Below are 20,244 nucleotides of genomic sequence, written 5' to 3'. Positions count from 1 at the left end.
AAGCAGGAGTGCTGAGCTTCGGTTACTGCGGGATAGGGCAATGCAGGATAGATCTGGTGCAGGATAGACCATACGCAGGAATAGGTTAAGTGCGGATAGACCAAATGTTGTATGTATTACAACTTGGGGTCATGAATATGGGGCTGTTTGTAAGAATTATTGTATGAAATACATGAATTCCCGTGCATGGTGGCTCAATGAAGAGGGGATTGCTGCCTTTTATACAACAATTTCTATTTTGGCTTGATATGATGAGCACAATGTTGTATTTCGTGCAGGATTAGAGCTGGTATCCTAAATTCAGCCTATATAGTGTTTATTGGGGCAACTGCTGCATACTATATATTTATACCTTCTGCGCCTTCCCCAGGGTACTGAAGCTGCCACGGAAGAGATAAATATAATCTGCTTGGGTCTCCTGACATTGCTTGTAGGGGCTACAATTGGGTATAATCAGTTAGGTTATCCAATATATAAACAGGTGGCGTTCCGGTAATGAAAACTGCGAGATTGATTTATAATCCCACTTCTGGTCGGGAAGAAATGAAAAGACGACTCGCCGATATTTTGGACCGGCTGGATGTTGGCGGTATTGAAGCCTCCTGCCATGCGACAACCGGAGAGGGCGATGCTACGGCGGCTGCAGCTGAAGCTGTAGAACGCGGCACTTATGATCTTATCATAGCTGCCGGCGGCGACGGTACGCTCAATGAAGTGATCAACGGGATGGCTGAGAAGCCAAACCTTCCCCCGCTCGGCTTATTGCCGCTCGGGACGACCAATGATTTCGCCCGGGCGATGGGTATTCCGAAGAATTGGGATGATGCCTGTGACCTGATTCTGCGCCAGGAATCGCGCCTGATCGATCTCGGCAAAGCCAATGACCGTTATTTCATTAATATAGCCGGAGGCGGACAGCTGACGGAGCTTACCTATGAGGTACCCAGTAAGCTGAAGACGATGATGGGCCAGCTTGCCTATTACCTGAAGGGTATCGAGAAGATGGCCAGCCTGACTCCGCAGGAGCTCTATATCCGTGCGAACGGGCAGGAGATGATTCATGATGAATTCATGCTCTTCCTGATCGCCAACACCAATTCTGTCGGCGGCTTCGAGAAGCTGGCCCCGGGGGCCAGCATTGACGATGGGCTGCTGGATGTAATAGCTGTAAAAAAATGTAACCTGGCCGAGTTCATCCGGCTGGTCCGGCTTACCATCCGCGGAGAGCATCTGAATGATAAGAAGGTGATCCACTTCCGCACGGATGCGATGGAGATCACCTCCCCAGGCTACGTCCAGCTCAATCTGGACGGTGAGCTTGGCGGCACGCTGCCGGGTAACTTCCGGATTCTGCCGCAGCATCTGCGGATCTTCGCGCAGAATTGATTAGGGGCGGGTGGAGCGGCCTTGTTGGTGGCGGGCTGGCTGCCGGGTGAAGCGGGCCTGTTGGTGGGGATCCTGCTGACGGAGTAGGCAGACCCGCCGGGTAGGCGCGGCTGGTGCTGGAGTGGACTTGCTGGTGGGGATGCTGCTGACGAAGTAGGCAGACCCGCCGGGTGGGCGCGGCTGGAGCTGGAGTGGAGCGGAACTGCTGGTGGGGATGCTGCTGACAAAGTAGGCAGACCCGCCGAATGGGCGCGGCTGCTTCCGGGAGGACGGATTGCCGGGTGGGCGACGGTACTGTCAGCCCCTTACGGACTGAGCGGCCCTTATTTTTCGCCGAAGCCATTGTTTTCAGGGCTAACGGACTCCACGGACCTTATTCAGGCATTTTCCACTCGAAAATGCCTGCCGGAGACGAAATAAGCGCGCTACGGTCCGTTAACATGTCTGAAGTAACCTTTTTCGGCTAAATAAAGGCTGTACGGTCCGTAAGGATCGGGGAGACTATGCCTGCGAGCCTGGATCAGCAGCATATGAATGAGAACCGGCAAGATGAATCGTGAAGATAATGAAAGAAGTGAACCTATACACATGAACAAACACCGCAGTGGACGCAGCGCAGGCCGCCGGGAACAAAGACCGGCCGCTGTCGCCGGACTGCCAGTGAATAAGAATGATGAGGTCCTGCTCGATATCATCGGCATGACCCATGAAGGTGAAGGGGTAGGCCGCGTAGAGGGCTTTACCCTATTTGTGCAGGGCGCACTCCCCGGTGAGAGTGTCCGGGCGAAGGTGCTGAAGACGAAGAAACAGTACGGCTACGCCAAGCTGCTGGAGCTGGTGCAGGCCAGCCCTGACCGGATAGGGCCGCCTTGCCCGATCTATGATCAGTGCGGCGGCTGTCAGCTGCAGCATATGGACTACACCGCCCAACTGGTGTGGAAACGCCAGCTGGTGGTGGACAACCTGCAGCGGATCGGAAAGCTGGATGTGGCGGGTACAGCGGGCCGGGGTGTGCGTGCCGAGGACGAAGGTGCTGACGCTGCAGGTGCAGCATTGACAGCGGGTGATCCTGCCAAGGTTGGTATAGCTGAGGCCGCAGGCATCCGCGTCCTGCCGACGCTAGGTATGGACGAGCCTTGGCGCTACCGCAACAAGGCGCAGGTGCCGATCGGTGCAGCTGACGGCGGACTGGTCGGCGGCTTCTACGCACGCGGCAGTCACCGGATCATCGACATGGAGACCTGTCTGATCCAGCATGAAGATAACGACAAGGTTGTAGCTGTCGTGAAGAACCTGGGCCGCGAGCTGGGCATCACCGCTTATGACGAAGAGACCGGCCGCGGACTGCTGCGTCACGTTGTGGTGAAGAAGGCCTTCCGCACCGGTCAGATGATGCTGGTGCTGGTCACGAACGGCCGGGATATCCCGCACCTGGATGCGTGGATCGGCAGTATCCGTGAGCAGCTGCCTGAGGTAGCAAGCATCTGTCAGAACGTCAACACCCAGCGGACCAACGTTATCTTTGGTAACGATACCCGCGTATTATGGGGCAGCGATGTCATTTACGATTACATCGGTGATGTGCAGTTCGCTATTTCGGCGCGCTCCTTCTACCAGGTCAACCCGGTCCAGACGGAGGTGCTGTACGGCAAGACTCTGGAGTACGCTGCATTAACCGGCAACGAGACCGTAATCGATGCTTACTGCGGCATCGGCACCATCTCGCTTTTCCTGGCCAAGCATGCGGATCAGGTGTACGGCGTGGAGATTGTGCCGGAAGCCATCGAGGACGCCCGCGCCAATGCGAAGCTTAACGGCATGAACAACGTGAAGTTCGAAGTCGGCGCTTCCGAAGATGTCATCCCGGCCTGGAAAGAGCAAGGCATCACCCCGGACGTGATCGTCGTCGATCCGCCGCGCAAAGGCTGCGACCCGCGCCTGCTGGAGACAATCCTGCTAATGCAACCGGAGCGTGTCGTGTACGTATCGTGCAACCCGTCGACACTGGCCCGCGACCTGCGGGTGCTGGAGGATGGCGGGTACCGGACCGTGGAAGTTACTCCGGTGGATATGTTCCCGCATACGGTGCATGTGGAGTCGGTGGCGGTGTTGGTGAAGAGTGGGACAGTGAGTTGAAATCCTCTTATTTACTTGAATTTTCAATATGATACAGATTAAAAAAAATGGTGGCACAGATGGCTGAGAACAGGCTTGATGTAATATTAATGTAAAACTTCACCGGATTTCAGCCTAAATGAACAGAAGACACCTAGGAATTGAAGTGATCCCTGTCAGGTAGACATATACAAAGTAAGGTTTAAGCAGTCTGAGTTCGGTATTCATAGTGACTCAGGTTGCTTAGTTCCGTTTGGAAACGTGTATGGTTGTAACGGATGTATAGATAATAAAAGTATTGAATTGAGATCCAAAGTAGAAAAGTACGAATAGCTTGTCCTATTTTATTCTTTGCCCCCGTCCCTAAGCATAAAGAATAAGCCTGCTGGATGGCAGTGTTTTTGCCGTCCAGCGGGCTATTAGTGTTAGGAATTTAGTGACCGTGTCATTGACTTCTCATTCCTTAGTTACACCTGTCCAAGGAGGAGGCGGTCTTACTAAGAGGGAGGATAGTGAAGATTAATTAAGGTGAACCTTATCATAAATAGGGCGAAATATTTGATATGCAGGTAAATACCAATATATGAATTATGAAAGATTTAGAGGAATTTTGTAATGTAGAATAGAATATATAAAGCAAATTGTCTTTAACTTGTAGAGAGGACTGGTAATGGACCAATCCTCTTTTCTATATCGTAAGGTTTATTTTCTATTCGCTACAGTTTTACACTACTCAAAAATATTGAGAGCTAATACAAAATAGGAGGCAGATTATGAAGTTAGTCTACATATGGTTTGAAATGAAAAATATAGTTAATGCGGTTTCGTATAATTTAGGAAGCAGATATACTTTTTCGTTTAATCATGAGACTAGTGAATTGAATTATCAAGAGAACGTATATTATATAGAAAATTTTTTCACACAAAATAATCAAAAAAATTTAATAGAGATAAATGGAATTATTGGTGCTAATGGTGTGGGGAAAACCTCTATTCTAAATAATATTAGAAATATTGTAACCGGACAAAAAACAGAAAATTATATTGTCATTATTGAGAAAGATAAAAAATTTATTATACATACCAATCAAAGAGTTAAGTTTAAAAAACATAATGACATTGAAGTCCAATATAAATGGAATAGGCAGAAATATAATACGATATATTTTTCAAATGTCATTGATGCTGGTTATTTTAATAATAAAAATATTGCAAGAGATAAACACATAGATGTAACAACAAATTATCTAATTCAAAAGGACATAAGATCATTTTATTTAGAGGATTTATACAACCAAATACTGTTTGTTGGAGAGTTTGGGAAAACAGATTTTTCCTTGATATGTAATATTCCTCAAAGTATTTATTTATATTTAACTACTATTGAGTTGGACTCTCCTGTATTTTTAACACTCCCTCAGAAACAAATAGAAAATATAATTAAAAATAATATGGAAGATAAAGAGTTAATGAATAAGGAACCGAGAAAAAAATCTTTCTACAGAAAAATGTTGAAGAATTGTTCATATTATGTTTATTCGGAGATACATAGTTTACTGAAAAATGAATTGGGTTCGTTGAAATATTTACTAGAAAAGCCTGTTTTATCATTAACTAATGAGTTTGTTGAAAAAGAAAATAAGTCATTACGTGATCAGTTCGCGGCAATTAAAAATGTGATAAATGAAAAGTTAGATATTGAAAATCATCTAAAACAAAAATTCAAAAATAGATTTGACTGTTTGGAAAAAGAAATTGAAATTATTTATAGCTTTATCATCGACGAAAAAGTAGATGAATTTCAAGGGGTCGGAGCTAACGGCATTAGAGCAAGAATAAATATAAAAACTATTAGTCAAGATGCTAATTTTTTGTTTATGAAATGGAATCAGTATGGTTTAGGCGGATTAATTTGGACAGAGTTAAGCAGTGGCGAATATGGTTTTTTAAATATGTTTTCAAGGATATATGCAGCATATAAAAAGTTAACGTTTGATCCTATAAAAGAAATGACAATTATACTAATTGATGAGGGGGAGTTGTATTTTCATCCACAATGGCAAAAGCAAATGATAAAAATATTACTCGAAGGCGTTGGAATGATTTTTGAAAAAACTAATAAACCTCTTCAAATAATTTTGACAACACATTCGCCATTCATATTATCTGATTTACCGAGTGATCGAAATTTATTTTTAAAGCGTGATGAATCTAATGAAGTAGTGTGCTTAGATAATTTAGAAGATACACATTTAACATTTGGTGCAAATATTCATCATTTATACTCACATGCATTCTTTTTACAAGATGGTTTAATGGGAGAGTTTGCAAAAGAGAAAATAAATGCATTAATTCACGAATTACTAATTAATACTCCTGAATATATTTCTATTAATTCACAAAGAATCCGAAATAACATTCATATAATAGGTGAGCCAATTATAAAAAGAAAATTAATACAAATATTTGAAGAACAATTAAAACTTTTGAAGCCTAATCAAACTGCAATTAAAGATGAAATTGAAAAGCTCTTAAGTAGGGTGGAAAAACTAGAACAACAACTAAAGCAAGGTGAATAACAAGTGATCTACATAACGCTACCACTTACTATTATAGAAAATCATAAGATATATTTATGTGAAAACACAGGAAATAGACAATGCTTAAAGCATAAATTATCCGTTATTATGAAAAAATGTGAAAACCCTGAGCGATATAGAAAAGAAATAAGAGAAAAATATCAAAAAATAAAAAGAAATAAAAATAAGAATAAGAATAGGGCCTCTGAAGAGGTGGAAAACTATATCTTCTTGAAATTGATAGACAAGGAAATTATCGTGATAGGAAAAGTTATTAATCTTGTAGTTGATGAAATGGAGAATCTTGCAGTTGGAGATATTGATGAATTAAGAAGGATTCAAAGTAAATATGAAACCACTATTATGCAACACTTTAAAGACAACCATATTTGCAGAAAAATTGTTGAGGACTTTTTCTCTAATGTGTTTATTAATGCATACACAAATTTTTCAAAGGGTGGTTTTATTGCAGAAAATAAATTATGGAGCAGAATTGAATATGTAGAAAGCTTTGATATAAATGTTTGTCCATACTGTAACGCACAGTTTATTTTAACTATAAAAAGTGATAACCAGGAGGAGAGAATAAACGCAAATAATAGAAAATTAGTAGGAGAGAAAAGAAGAGGCACCAGTCCAGAGTTGGACCACTTCTTACCAAAACACAAGTATCCTCTTTTTTCAATGTCAGCATACAATCTTGTGCCATCATGTAAAATTTGTAACCAATCACTAAAGGGTGAGATAGAATTCAACTATGAGGAATTTTATTCACCTTTTGAAAAAGGAATTGATGATTCTTTTCGCTTTTATCGTAGAATGATTGGTCAAGAAGCTAATCAACAAAATTCTAAGATTGTTGAAGCCATTACAGTTCAAAATATTCCTAACTATGTGAATTCAATATTGGGTATTTCGAATGACTTTACTATTTCCATTAAACACCAAGAAATACCAGGCGTAACAGAAAAGGAAAACCAAAAACTCAAGAAGAAAGTAGAAAATAACATAAAGTATTTAAGGTTAGAAGATATATATAATTTCCATAGATCATATTTACAAAAAATCTTATTACAATCCCAAGTTTATAATGAACTCTATCAGTATCAATTAGAGAAGGGGTTTCCTAAATTATTTGATGAGTTGAAAATAATAACCAGTATGGTGACTGAAAAAGACTTCTATAAAGATGTAATACTTAGTAAGATGGTTTCGGAAATTTTAATTGATGAATTGGGTCATTCGAGAATAGAGGGCAATATAAATATTATCGAAAGATTGAAAGCTTTGGAAAGATGAGAATCCTTATTTCTACAGTAGCAAAAATGAATATGTTCGGAGAACTACTAAAGGCACCTGACTGGGTGCCTTTCGGTTTAGCTCTGTAGAAGTAACGGAGAACCGTATCATAAATGAAGCGGAAAAATCGTCATTAAACGTTTACAGGACGAGGAACGGGGCTTCCGGGTTCTTGAGGAAGGAGCAGTATTGTGTCACTCAAACCGGACATCCCCGGATTAATTTACCCAGTAGATATAAAAAGGCATGGATTCTTTAAGCCATTTAATACGTGGTGAAAGGTTCAAGTAAGTGTTGAAACCGTCAGGCATAGCTACAGCTAGATTAACATCAGGATTCTCTCCATGGTAGAGAACAAGATCGAATACCGCACCTGAAAACCAATGTCTTGCTTAAACGTTGGAACTCTTATCAGGATAACCCTTCACGCTGACCTATAGTTCCTTTCCTTCATGAGAAACGGCAATAATCTTTACCGGCTACTTTAGTTGAAGTATCTGCAACACTGCGGATTGAAAAACCGTTTAAAGCTAGGTGGGTTACCACTTTGCTTTGTACATTGCCTTCCCAATACCAAGATTGATTCAACGTAGGTGCTGATTCTTCAGTGTCAAAAAAAAACTTTAATAGAAGCAGGGGCAGATAATCGGTTAGTTGTTTTTTTCGATGACACTTGTTACATATCCCTTGTTGTCGACAAACAATCGCTGCTTCTGCAAGTGATCGACACTGTGTATATACGGTTTGTCCCGGCTTCACTCCAGAGGATAAAGAAAGGCAGTCATCGGATAAATCAAGATTTGTAAGCGCTCCTTACCCTTTTCCCTAATCGTAGACAATACGCGAATCTTTGATAACATAGTATAAATGGCTAATTATAATTAGAGAAGTACGATTAAGAGGAATCTTCGGAGAAGAAAGGGGGATACAGGTTGTTAAGTATGAATGTATTTTATTGATTTTCTAGTGAATAATGCATTGAGTGAGTGTATGACTATAATGCTATATACTTCATCATATTGCAATTTATTTGCAAAATGGAATAATTATTTTGACTAATGGGCAATATGAAGCATATATTAGAAATGTATTTTGATTAATTATTGCAAAATGGAGGTGCACACTGATGCTTCTTGAATTTAGAGTTGACAATTATAAGCTATTTCGGAATGAGTTGGTTTTTTCTATGATACCTGCTCCAAAACAAAGGGATTTAAACTTCAGCATACTACATGATAAGCTTGGTTCTAAGACATACAAAGGTTTAAGCTCAGCAGTTATTTATGGTTCTAATGCTGCTGGAAAGACCAATGTTATTAGTGCAATGGAGGTCTTCAAATCCATCATTCTACGCGGTCATATTAGAAATGGAGAAGGTAGATCTAATACTAATCCTGCTACTCAACTTCTCGAACTTATTCCAAACTTAAGTGCGGAGAGGAATGCTCCTGTGAGTTTCTCAATTAAGTTTATTGAGGAAAGTGTTGCAATTGAATACTTTTTGTCCATTAATTTAGGTTCGTTTATGGAGAGTAGTGCAAAACGAAAAATTGTTCTTGAAAGACTGTGTATTAATGAGAAGATGATTTTTCAGAGAAAAAACGAACTGATTATCGAGTCCATTGAAACTATTGAGGAATATTTAGTTACTGGACTCAGAGGTAATGAGAACAGTATTATGAAACTTGCCCAAAACAATATGAATGATGAAGAATTGTTTTTGATAAATGGTTTCAAGGCTATGTTTAGTTCAAAACTTACTTCACTAATCACTAACTGGTTTGAAAACAAATTGTTAGTATTTTGTAGAGCAGATGCTTTACAAGCAATACCTATAATTTCTGACAAACAGTCGATTTATATTGATAAGACAATTAATGAAGCTACTAAATTATTTGGAGTAAGCTCAAATGAACTAGCCTTTGCTTCATCTGAAGATGATTCGGAAGCAAAACTTTACTCTCTTTTAAATCCCAGACATGGTGAGAAGAGTGCCATTCCTTCAGTGGTATTTGAATCTTATGGAACTATTCGATTTGTAAACCTATTTCCAATCATCATAAGAGCGCTCTTGAACGGTAGCACTTTGGTAATAGATGAGTTTGATGCATCATTACACCCAATGGTTTTAATGAGTATTATTAACATCTTTCATAATGATGAAATTAATAAGAAGAACGCTCAGCTTATCTTTAACACGCATAATCCAATATTTTTGAATCGAAATTTGTTTAGACGTGATGAGATAAAATTTGTTGAACGGGAAGATGGAGAATATTCAAGTATTCTTTATTCATTATCGGATTTTGGAACATCAGGTAAAAGAGCCGTGAGAAACAGTCATGATTACATGAAAAATTACTTTGTGAGTCAGTACGGAGCAATAAAAGATATAGATTTTAGCTCTATGTTTGAAGGAATGTGGGAGACTGGGGAGGAGAAAGCTCCATTATGACATTCAGAAAGCAAACACTCCGTTACTTTTTCTCTGTTGAAGGAGAAACTGAAGATTTGTATTTAAAGAGGTTGCAAACCCTAATAAATAGTGAGCCTAGTGCAAATTATAAAGTATCTTTGGATAGTAAGGTTGAAAAGGATCCGGTTAAACGTGCTAAATCTATTAATATAACAGGGAAAACTAAAATCACACATTGGTATGATTATGAAAGCAATCAGCCCGTACACACAACACAATTCCAAACTATGATTGATAGATTAAGACAGACTGAAAAATTAGGAAAACAAATCAATTATTCTTTAGGTTACAGCAATTTCACCTTTGAATTATGGATAATTCTTCATAAAAATGATTCTAATAGACCCTATCAGGATAGAAGTCAGTATCTACAACCAATAAATAGTGCATACGCTGAACAGTTTGCTAATCTTGATACGTATAAACAAAAAGACAATTTCAATCGTGTTTTGGGAAAAATATCTTTGCAGGATGTGAAAATGGCTGTTACAAGAGCGAAGAAAATCATGGAAAACAATGTGGGTAATGGCTATCAAGAGCTCCAATACAAAAAATATACTTTTTATCGTGAAAATCCATCCCTAACGATATGGGAGTCCGTAGATCAAATACTAGAAGATTGTGGATTAAACTAATAGTTGCAAATACCCTTAGAGTGTTCGCTGTTGAGGGGAAGCCTTGGATTCAAACGTAGCTTTCCTAAACATCACGCCTCATTGACTTAGTTAAGACACCTTTGAGTATGTGTAGAAGATGATTTTGCTATAAATAATCACAATAAAGGTGTAAAAAATCCAAAAATGGAAGTTGCTTGTAATTCACAATTTGCATTATACACATGGTAAACTATACGATTAAAAAGAGTTATACCAGTATGGCAGAGTATGATTAGTGATGTGAACGGGCTTAAAAAAACTAAGCATAAACCTCGAAGATAAGGAGACTTATGACTTCTGAGCTTCAAGTTTAAGTGAATTATGGGGATCTTATATTAAATTCTACATTTGTCACGAAAATACACAGCTATGAGTTGCAAGTTACTAATGAGAGTAGTCTACCGGGAAAGCTTATTACAATGCTTTGTACTAGGGGGAAAGGTTCACATAAACTTAAGGAGCTTGAGCCCACGTTAAAGATGAAGGCGAAAATTAAATAGATGCATGAATCTTCGAGAGCTTGAAAAACCCTCAGAGGTTTATGCATTCATATCAATTTTTATTGACAAACCCTCTTCTGTAGTAACGGAATAATTTATTGCTTATTTGGCATTAAACGGGTTTAGGCACCCCGTTAATTGTTATTGTATGTGTTGACTCTACTTACTCCACACATGTTGAGTCGGTAATATTAATGGTTCAAAAATGATATGTGGCAGGTTCGCTTAAATAAATTAAGCTTTTAAATTAGTCCAAGGTGTATTTCACTTGGACTTTTTTTATATTTGCATTATGCATACCTAAGTTGTATTGGCCTTGTAATACTTTCACCCTACTCAGCAGTATCCTTATAAGAGATAATGAAAAATATATTCTTGTTTTGAGTAAATGAAGCTGAATGATGAGGAGACAAGGAAAATGTTGGACAAGAATAATCCTTAAAGTTTTAGTGAAATTATGAATATTGATAAAAAGATTTTAAAGAATGCTGAAAGTATCCATAAGAGTAAGTATAAAAATTTTTTACCGATAAAAAAACCGTGTATGGCCAAGGAATAATGATGGTTACTGGATATCCTTTGATGATTGAGACGGAGAAGTATTATAATAGTGAACTTTTGAGTACTTATGCTGTGTATAAAGCGTTGCATGACTCTGAAAAACACTATAGAATTACTGCTTATTATTTCGAAAATCTTATCTTTCGAATCATTTCATTCTGGGAATATCTTTATCAATTTTTAAACATGCATTTTTAATTAGGACTTTATGATGATAAAGCGAAGAGAAATATTATAGAAGCCTCGGGATATAAGCCTGAATTTATCCCTGTAGGGAAGGGAACTCGTGTAGAGTATGTTCCGTTACCAGAAAATGAACAAAAAGAAATTAGAACCAAACTGCGTAAAAGACTCCAAAGAATAAGTAAAGATAATATTGTGCGATATATAGCAGGATCATATGAAGTAAAAGATAATCTTGAAGCATTGCTTCGTATTATTATTATTAATGTAGAAATTGTTAAAAATATTCGAAATCAAATAATCCACCAACGTCCGGTGGGGGCGAGTTTTACTATTAATTTCGACGAAACTTTTTTAGAGTATAACGTTTCAATTAATAATAACGGGTGGATTGAGTTTGAAGAGTTTGTTGTTGAAATTCAAAAATGCATGCATATTATAGGTGAGGCCATACAATTACTACATGAAATTGTTCATTTAAATGAATACCCAAATCGGATTAAGCATGCCGGGAATGAGTATTTTTTGAAGAAAGTTCAGTGCAATACGTGTTATGAAAAGTTTATTGTTCCAACTTTATTGTTAGGTGATACAGATGAATTTGCTGACGCAGTTGTTTGCCCTTTATGTGGTAATTTGGGTGGAAACATTCATGATACTATAAAGACAACGGAAATTGATTATGGCACGTGCCTTGGAAATTATTTGGAGACCATTATAGAATTGAATGAAGATAGTAATTGAATGATTTCTGGTAAACATTGAGAGGTAAATACTTCAAAAATATAAACAGGAATTAAGCTGATGTAACCTTAAACATTTTTGAAATCATTGCAGGTAATGAAAAATGCCCAGAGAATACAACAAAAAATTCTTTTATTATAGGCGCTATCCTTAAATAAAAGAAATTCCTCGGTAAGATTATGTGCTGTATGATTTCTAAATTGGTATGCAACTACAAAGCATGCAGCCTTTTTATTTAACAAATCCTGATCGTTATCTATTGTCTCGTTCAAAGTTATTAGTCTATCATTAGTATTCAGATTTTTAGTGCGATGCAAAAGGGTATTGAACCTTTGATAGAGTCTCGGATGTTTTTGAATCAGTTCATCAAGGACAATCTTAAAATTGATGAGCTCTTTCCCTAATTTATATTTAGAGTAGGCTTCCAAAATCCATACGAGATTACCAAGAAATCGATTAACTCTTAAGCCTTTCATAATATTATAGCTATAAGAATACACGTTCCAGAACTCTTCCACGGATAAAACAAACTGCAACTTAAGTATGAGTGGCATATCGTCCAGTAGTAATCTGACTTCTTTCACTTCAAATTTTTTACCAAACAATGCTTGATAGCTAAAAGGTTTACCGAAGCTATCATAACCTCCACAATTTAGGCAAAGGTGGTTGCTAAAATTCCAAAACGGAGTTCCCTTTTTATCGATCATTCCGACCAAGAGTTGACCAATCTCCACCTTATTTCTTTTACTGTGCTCCTCATCTGCTTTAGCGAAATTATGCATTCCTTTTTCAAAGTTGCCCAACTCATGATATAAAAAAGCAATGTTGTAGTAGATTTCTGTATAATCTAATGATTCATGAAACTCTCTGAACCCGTTGAAATACATGCCCTTTTGATTTGATTCGTGCATGAAGTATTCATATGCTCTAATAGCCTGATTTTGCTCTCCCTCGGTGCGTTGATAATTAGCGTATTCATAAAGCATAAACAAAACTTTAGTGTACTTCATGATATCTTTTTGTGCATATATTTGTGTAATGTCGGTTTCAATTGTTCTAAATATATTAAATTGGATTGTTCTGGAAAAACTTGTGTCTGTATTGAATTGCCATCGTTTCTTTGTAAACTGGTTATCGGATGTATCTAATTCTCTTGAAAGAAAACTATACATATCAACCCTCCTCATGAACAAACATGTGCATTTCATTGTTTAGTTACATTCTTTATTTGAGAACCATACTAATCATTATATATTAATAGAAATGAGCTACAAGAAGAATAAGTGATAAGGAGTAGTAGTATGAGTGATAAAATTCTTGAGATGTTGCAAGACTTAATTACTTTAGGTAATCAACCATCAGTTGTAAAAGAAGCTATTGTAAGTCATTTGTCTCAGTATTTTGATAACCATGAAAAATTAATTGAGTATGCCACTTCGAGTGAAATCTTATCTACATTTGAATTCGTAGTGAGATATCATTACGATGAAGTGTTTTTAAATGGATTAAAGGAAGTTTTAGCATGCTATCGAGAAGCTTATAGTACTAATTCAGTAGAAACATTGAATATCATCTTGTCTACTCACAAAGAATTTTCGCAAAAAGAAAACCTAATGTGGACAGTTAAGCAGAATGCCCCTAATGGGCAGATTTCGGACTTTTACGACTCAGTTATTACTTATATGAAACACATTGGTGATAATCTCGAAATCGGAACGAAACATATTGTTTATGAAATTTGTGTGCTATTGAAACTCATAGACGGAAAAACTTATGATTATGAAAAAATCCAGAAGTATGATTTTGGTGTGGCAATAAGCAATGTACTGGATAAAATTCAATTCACTAATTTATTAAAGACTAACCCCTTGTCCTTAAAACTATCGGATTGGAGAAATATTGCCTATCATCATTCATACGAAATAGAGGGTGACAAGGTTATTTGCGGTTATGGTAAGAACAACGTGAAGTTTGAATTAACTCTAGACGAACTGAAAAGTTACGTCCATCAAGTTGTAAGAACATCCAATGTTTTCAATATAGCTCGATGTATTTTTGTTTTTGATAACTTAGATAGTATAAGTTTACTTAAACAACCCACTTTGCAACCTATAGAGTTTAGAAAACCAATGTTGATTAATCAGTTTAGAATATCCTTAATGAGTCAGGGGTTTAATCTTCTTCAGTTTCAAGAAGAAGATGATTCAGTTACAGTTGTTGTTAATGATTTAATGAACGACGGGGCTCTTGATCCAAAAGATCAACAGCAAAGAGAAATTCATTCTTCGCAATTTTTATACAATGTATGGTGTATTTCTTCTAAAGAAATACTATCCGTAATTTACTTAACAAAGAATGGAGAAAAGAAATTAAAATCAACAATTGCAGGTGATGTATGTAGAACCATCACCAATGACATATCCTATTTAGCTCATCATGTGCAATTTGAGGATTTAAAGGATGAATAATTATTTCTTAGGTCGTAACCTACTGCTGTAAAACTGCCGCAATAATTCGTGATAAGTCACATTAAATCAGGCGAACAGAAGGCAAGCCGCCTGCACGAACCTTGATTCTACGCGACATAAATTGACTATAACAGGTAATACGGTAACTAGGTCGCCTCCCCCATACCATACACGTGGAGTCAGTCGCTGTAATGGTTCGCAATGGATAGGCGGTTCCGTGAATGATACGAAAATAAAGGGGGTGCCCCATAAGTCATGATTCATGACGATGGGGCACCCCTTTTGTCCGGACTGCACATTGATCGTCCTTAACAGCCGTATATTACATGGGAATACAGCGTGCTTACAGCAAATGTCCGCCAGATACTTCAATGTCCTGGGCTGTAACCCAGCCGAAGTCATCGGACAATAAGCTCACAATGACCTTGGCCAGATCTTCGGGCTGGCCGATTCTGCCGAATACAGATTGCTCAGCCAGCGGCTTAATGAATTCAGGGTGTTTATCAAATACTCCGTCGCCAAAATTGCTGTGCGTAGGACCGGGTGAAACAGCGTTTACCCGAATTTGGCGGGGGGCAAGTTCTTTGGCAATGTAGCGGGTCCAGGTTGAGAAGGCTGCTTTTAACGAGCCGTAGACGGAGTAGCCCGGAAATGACTGGTTTTTAGATGAACTCGAGGTATTTACAATAGCTCCGGCATCCTCCATGAACCCGGTAAGCTGCTGTGTAAGAAAAACCGGTCCCTTAAAGTTCGTATTAAGAATCTTGTCGAAGTATTCTTCGCTCATCTCAGTGAACATCATGGGCCAGCCGACACCGCCATTATTAACTAAGTAATCAAAAGTGTTTCTGTTCCAAATGTTCTGGAGGCTCTCTTTCACTTCTAGAATAAAGCCTTCGAATGCTGATTTTTGAGTCAGATCCAGCTTTAGGGCGAGTGCCCGGACGCCTGTATTCTTTTCAATTTCCTTTACGACATCTTCTGCCCGGTCTTTATAGGAATGGTATGTGAGAATGACGCTGATTCCGCGCTTGCCAAGCTCAAGTGCCGTCGCTTTTCCAATGCCATTACTTCCGCCTGTTACAATCGCAATTTTCATAAGATCCTCCTTATTGTGTGTTCGATCTGGCTTTAATTTTAGCCGCATCTGCGGCAATAAAATAGGCCTGAAAATGCCTTTGAATTGCCTAAAAACACCACGATAATCTTTGAGCAACACAAATTATTCTTTATAATCGGCAGGATAGTAACCCAAAAATACCGATTGATATAACACTCTGTTGAGGGATAAGAAGTCGTATGATAGACTAAATGCATGAATAACGTCCTTGATGAAATCATTGATCTGATGAAAGACGCAGGCACCAGGCAGATTGAGACCGGAGTACCGGGGCTAAGTATGATTAAGGGAGATATCCCCGCTCATCAACTCGCAGCGCTCTACGAGCCGATGATTGGTTTTACGGTTCAAGGAACAAAGATTCTCTCAATCGGGGAGCGTAGCGCTGACCTGGAAGGGCCATCCTATTACGTGTTACCGATGCATGTCCCTGCGACGGCGAGTGTGCATCCAGACCGTTATGGCCGTCCTTACATGTCACTTGGTCTCAAGTTGAATCAGAATGTTCTTCAGAGTTTATTAAGAGATCTCCCTGAGAATCTGTTACCGGCTGCTTCCGGGCATTTCGCAGCTTGTGCCATGGATATTGAACTTATGGAGGCATGGCTGCGCTTATTGCGGTTATCGAAGATATCAAGAGATATTCCAGCGCTTGCACCAGCTTATGAGCGCGAAATCCTTTACCGTGTTCTGATGGGACCACAAGGATGGAATCTGAGGCAATTTGGTCTGCGGGAAAGTAATTTATCTAAAATCTATCAAGTTGTAGTATGGTTTCGCGGTAATTTTATGAGGCCAATAGATATTAGCGAGATCGCATCAGAATCCGGCATGGCTATAAATACCTTTCACCGTCAGTTTAAAAGGGCAACAGGTTTAAGTCCTATTCAATTTCAAAAGCAATTAAGGCTTCTGGAGGCCAGGAACCTCATTGCCTTTGAGGGCTATCCAGTAGCAAGTGCCGCATATCATGTGGGCTATCAAAGTCCCTCACAGTTCAATCGGGAGTACTCTCGATTCTTCGGTTCACCTCCGGCACGGGACACTGAGAACCTAAGACGAATTGAAAGCATGAGGGATAGAAAATCATACTCAGAGCACAAATAGACCGCATCCCTTTGCCGGGAAAGCGGTCTATTTGTGTAGATTGGTTAGAAACAAGCCTACAGCTGTTGCACAAGTACAGTATAGTAATCGTTACCGTTTCGCTTATCCAGCTTTTCTGCTGTGCCGAGAGCTAATTGCTGGAAATACTTCGCAAGCGATGCTACGTCCCCGGACTTGTGCTCACACGGGTGCCCTGCCGGCAGCTTGACCTGGAACTGGATGGATTCCTCCGTCAGCCGGCGGAACAGCCTGGCTGAATAGGCATTGAATATCATCTGGTCGACGGGGTTCTCATGATCGAGAGAGGAGGCGATATACTCTTCAAAGACCTCCAGCGCCTTGATTGGATCGGTTAAAGTCAGGTAACCAATGTGCTCTCCCTGGTGGTACAGAAAGTCGCGGTTGCCCTTTACCAATTTGTAGCCCTTCTTTTGAAGCTTATCCGCTTCCTTCTGACGGCCGAGCCGCAGGAGGGGGAACAGCACCTTGGTGATGGTCACATGAGGCACCTCGCCGCAGGTCATTTTACCTTTGAGAATCGGCTCGGCGGCCTTCACGGCCCCTTCATCGTCGCCCCGCTTCGCCAGAAACTCGACAAGATGGTGCTGCTCACAGGCCGGGCAATCGCTCATCTCATCCCGGTCCATGGCCTGCACGATATCCCATTCGGCCTGAGAAGCGTCCAGCTCCCCAAATTCCGCAAAGATATGTGCCCGGTAATAGTGATAGGTACGGCTGTTGTAGCCTTCTGCCGCAAAGCGTGTCTTCATATCCTCCAGCAGATTCTCAATCTGGGTGCGGCTAATCTCTGCGAAAGAGCTGATGCGGTCCAGAACCCATTTATAGGACCACAGCAGGCTGTAATCATCGAACCGGTCCGGGTTTTTGTCATACTGTCCCAGCTGCCACGAAAAGGCGACTAGCGCCTTCATCGGATAGCCGTAGAAGCTGCCTGTCTCTACAATTTCGCTGCGGGCCTCATAGCCCTGATCGAGATCTCCTGCAGCATCTGCTGCCCGTACCGCCTGCTCCAGCAGTTCGAGCTTAGCCTTTCCTCCTGGCAGGCCATAGGCTTCTTCCATCAAATCATCGAAACTCATCTCAGTTAGATTCATCTGATTCATCTATTTGTCTCCTCCTGTGGAGTGAATGGCTGTCATACCCCAATCAATAAATTGAATGATGCCTTTGTTCAATAGCCCCATCTCCTGCTGGTTCATCGGATAATGCCCCATCATCAGCGCATTGCAGTACAGCATCTCGACAATGGACGGCAGCATCGCCCGGTGTGCCGAACGGAATGCCCGCTCGATGACAGGATTGTTCAGGTTGAAGTAGAGTGTTGAATATGCCGTATCCTGCAGCGAAGTACCCAGGCTGCCCAGCACGGAGGACAGGGCGTCGGTGCTCACTTCTTTGGTCGCCTCCATAACACGCCACTGGGCGGACTCCTGGGACAGCGTGTAGAGCACAGGAATCTCCTCTGGCTTGAAGCGGCGCAGCTGCACCTGGCAGCGGAATTTCTGCAGCACACTGTCCGCCAATCTTACGGATTCATAGTACTCCAGCCGCTCCTCAGGTGTAATGTCGGTAAAGGATAACGACACCTCCTCAGGCAGCAGCCGTTCTGTCTGCACGTCCGGGTCAATTACCGGCAGCAGGGACAGCAGCTCGAAATCATAAATATAACCGCCGTTCACCACCAGCATGGATTGGGCCGAAGCCACATGGGTAATCTGGCGGTACTCGTCCAGAGTAGCTGTAAAGTAAAGGGGAGACTGCTGCTTGAGCTCACCTAGCGGCTTCCTGCCGAACGTGCTCTCAAAAGGGAGCCACTCGTGAATAATGGAGTAGAACAACGAATCTTCCACCGCGAGGGCCTTCATGGATAGGGCATGCAGCGAAATGATGGACTGCAGGCGGTCCGGATCGTACTCTGCCATCCGCATCAATTCCTGACGAATGGTGTTCCCGAGCTCTTCCCGCACCTGCTCCAGCTGGACGTTCTCATAGAAATGCTCCCGGGAAGCGGTCGGCTGCAGCTCATCGGTCCAGATCATGCATTTGACGAAGAACGCCCAGTCCGGAAGGATGTTACTGGCGGCTTCGGAGACCAGCATGTGCTTCAGGTACACCCGGTGATTGCGTTTGGCGCTCAGGTTCACCGCCTGCGGCAGGATGAAGGCGATGCCGCCCGTCCGGCCCGAGGAGGTGTGCAGGGGGATGAAATCGCGGAACGTCTCGCCGAGCACCTGCTTGCCGAAGGCCAGCACCTCGTCACGGTGCTTCCGGGCCAGTTGCGGATCTTTGATCCAAGGCGGGGACAGCGGATTAATTAAGCGGATATGCTGATCGGACACTAACTGGATGGGATAAGGCAACAGGGCTCCATAATGAAACAGCCATTCCTGCAGATTGTCTTCCTCGAAGTAAGATTCGGAGCCTTCTTTACAACGCAAAAAAACTTTGGTGCCCGGAGCATATTCCCCTTCGAGCTTGCGGATCGTATAGGTTCCGTCCGGCTTTCCGCGCCATTCCAGTGCAGGTCCGCCCTTGGCCGATTGTGTGACCATGACGATATCGTCACTTACCATGAAGCAAGACAACAGCCCAATGCCAAACCGTCCTATAAAAGAGGTATTGGTCTGGAGAAAGTCTTCGCCCCGCTTGGAGGATTGTCCGATCATCGCCAGAAACTCATGGATTTCATCCTCGTTTAAGCCGATTCCGTTATCTTCTACTAGTAGGGTCGCCCCGGTATTGGCCCCGCTTACCTCGACATGAATCTTGCCTTCGTATCCACCCTGGGAATAATCCTGCCGGGCAGTAATCGCATCTATACCATTCTGCAGCAGTTCCCTGAGGAATACCTTCGGGCTGCTGTACAAATGGTTAGACAAAATGTTGATCATACCGCTTAAGTTGACCTGAAAACGATAAGTATCCTGGTTCTGATTCTCCATCTTGTTCTCCTATCTTCTAATATTCATTTTTTTGTGCTTCATGCAAACAACAGACCGTTATGTAGGCAGATGCTGCTCCTATGTATT

13 protein-coding genes are annotated in these 20,244 nt (G+C 41.1%); 9 read left to right on the top strand and 4 right to left on the bottom strand.

Features of this window, described 5'->3' with window-relative positions:
- Positions 1-495: 495 nt before the first annotated feature.
- From LOS79_RS21485 to LOS79_RS21455, 7 genes are all read left to right on the top strand, one after another.
- Entirely contained in the window at positions 496-1,386 is an 891-nt protein-coding gene (locus LOS79_RS21485; RefSeq protein ID WP_315412200.1) for a diacylglycerol kinase, read from the top strand.
- Positions 1,387-1,974: 588 nt separating this feature from the next.
- A complete protein-coding gene (gene rlmD / locus LOS79_RS21480; protein ID WP_315412199.1) occupies positions 1,975-3,522 on the top strand; it encodes a 23S rRNA (uracil(1939)-C(5))-methyltransferase RlmD in 1,548 nt (515 codons plus the stop codon).
- A gap of 752 nt (positions 3,523-4,274) precedes the next feature.
- Positions 4,275-6,080 carry an AAA family ATPase gene (locus tag LOS79_RS21475; protein WP_315412197.1) on the top strand — a complete coding sequence of 602 codons (1,806 nt, stop codon included), beginning with the start codon at positions 4,275-4,277 and terminating at the stop codon, positions 6,078-6,080.
- Positions 6,081-6,188: 108 nt separating this feature from the next.
- A complete protein-coding gene (locus LOS79_RS21470) occupies positions 6,189-7,379 on the top strand; it encodes an HNH endonuclease (protein ID WP_315412196.1) in 1,191 nt (396 codons plus the stop codon).
- Between the two features lie 1,126 nt (positions 7,380-8,505).
- Entirely contained in the window at positions 8,506-9,834 is a 1,329-nt protein-coding gene (locus tag LOS79_RS21465; protein WP_315412194.1) for an AAA family ATPase, read from the top strand.
- Entirely contained in the window at positions 9,831-10,490 is a 660-nt protein-coding gene (locus tag LOS79_RS21460; RefSeq protein WP_315412192.1) for an RloB domain-containing protein, read from the top strand. The genes LOS79_RS21465 and LOS79_RS21460 overlap by 4 nt, the downstream gene beginning before the upstream one ends.
- A 1,460-nt stretch (positions 10,491-11,950) precedes the next feature.
- Positions 11,951-12,499 (top strand): hypothetical protein, encoded by a 549-nt coding sequence (locus LOS79_RS21455; protein WP_315412191.1) that lies wholly within the window; start codon positions 11,951-11,953, stop codon positions 12,497-12,499.
- Between the two features lie 68 nt (positions 12,500-12,567).
- Here the strand turns inward: LOS79_RS21455 and LOS79_RS21450 are convergent, their stop codons facing one another.
- Positions 12,568-13,671 (bottom strand): hypothetical protein, encoded by a 1,104-nt coding sequence (locus LOS79_RS21450; RefSeq protein WP_315412189.1) that lies wholly within the window; start codon positions 13,669-13,671, stop codon positions 12,568-12,570.
- A gap of 129 nt (positions 13,672-13,800) precedes the next feature.
- Between LOS79_RS21450 and LOS79_RS21445 the strand changes: the two genes are divergently transcribed.
- Positions 13,801-14,967 carry a hypothetical protein gene (locus LOS79_RS21445; protein ID WP_315412188.1) on the top strand — a complete coding sequence of 389 codons (1,167 nt, stop codon included), beginning with the start codon at positions 13,801-13,803 and terminating at the stop codon, positions 14,965-14,967.
- 343 nt (positions 14,968-15,310) lie between these two features.
- Here LOS79_RS21445 and LOS79_RS21440 read toward each other — a convergent pair whose 3' ends face one another.
- Positions 15,311-16,183 (bottom strand): SDR family NAD(P)-dependent oxidoreductase, encoded by an 873-nt coding sequence (locus LOS79_RS21440; RefSeq protein WP_315412186.1) that lies wholly within the window; start codon positions 16,181-16,183, stop codon positions 15,311-15,313.
- A gap of 99 nt (positions 16,184-16,282) precedes the next feature.
- On the opposite strand from LOS79_RS21440, the gene LOS79_RS21435 reads away from it, so the two are divergent.
- A complete protein-coding gene (locus LOS79_RS21435; RefSeq protein WP_315412185.1) occupies positions 16,283-17,194 on the top strand; it encodes an AraC family transcriptional regulator in 912 nt (303 codons plus the stop codon).
- A gap of 56 nt (positions 17,195-17,250) precedes the next feature.
- Here LOS79_RS21435 and LOS79_RS21430 read toward each other — a convergent pair whose 3' ends face one another.
- Positions 17,251-18,318, bottom strand: a complete 1,068-nt coding sequence (locus LOS79_RS21430) for a hypothetical protein (protein WP_315412183.1) — start codon at positions 18,316-18,318, stop codon at positions 17,251-17,253.
- A complete protein-coding gene (locus tag LOS79_RS21425; protein ID WP_315412181.1) occupies positions 18,319-20,157 on the bottom strand; it encodes an HSP90 family protein in 1,839 nt (612 codons plus the stop codon).
- Positions 20,158-20,244: the final 87 nt, after the last annotated feature.

This window comes from Paenibacillus sp. MMS20-IR301 (assembly GCF_032302195.1).
Lineage (GTDB): Bacteria > Bacillota > Bacilli > Paenibacillales > Paenibacillaceae > Paenibacillus_AQ.
Note: the sequence above shows the minus strand (reverse complement) of the source record. Positions and strands in the feature narration are given on the sequence as shown.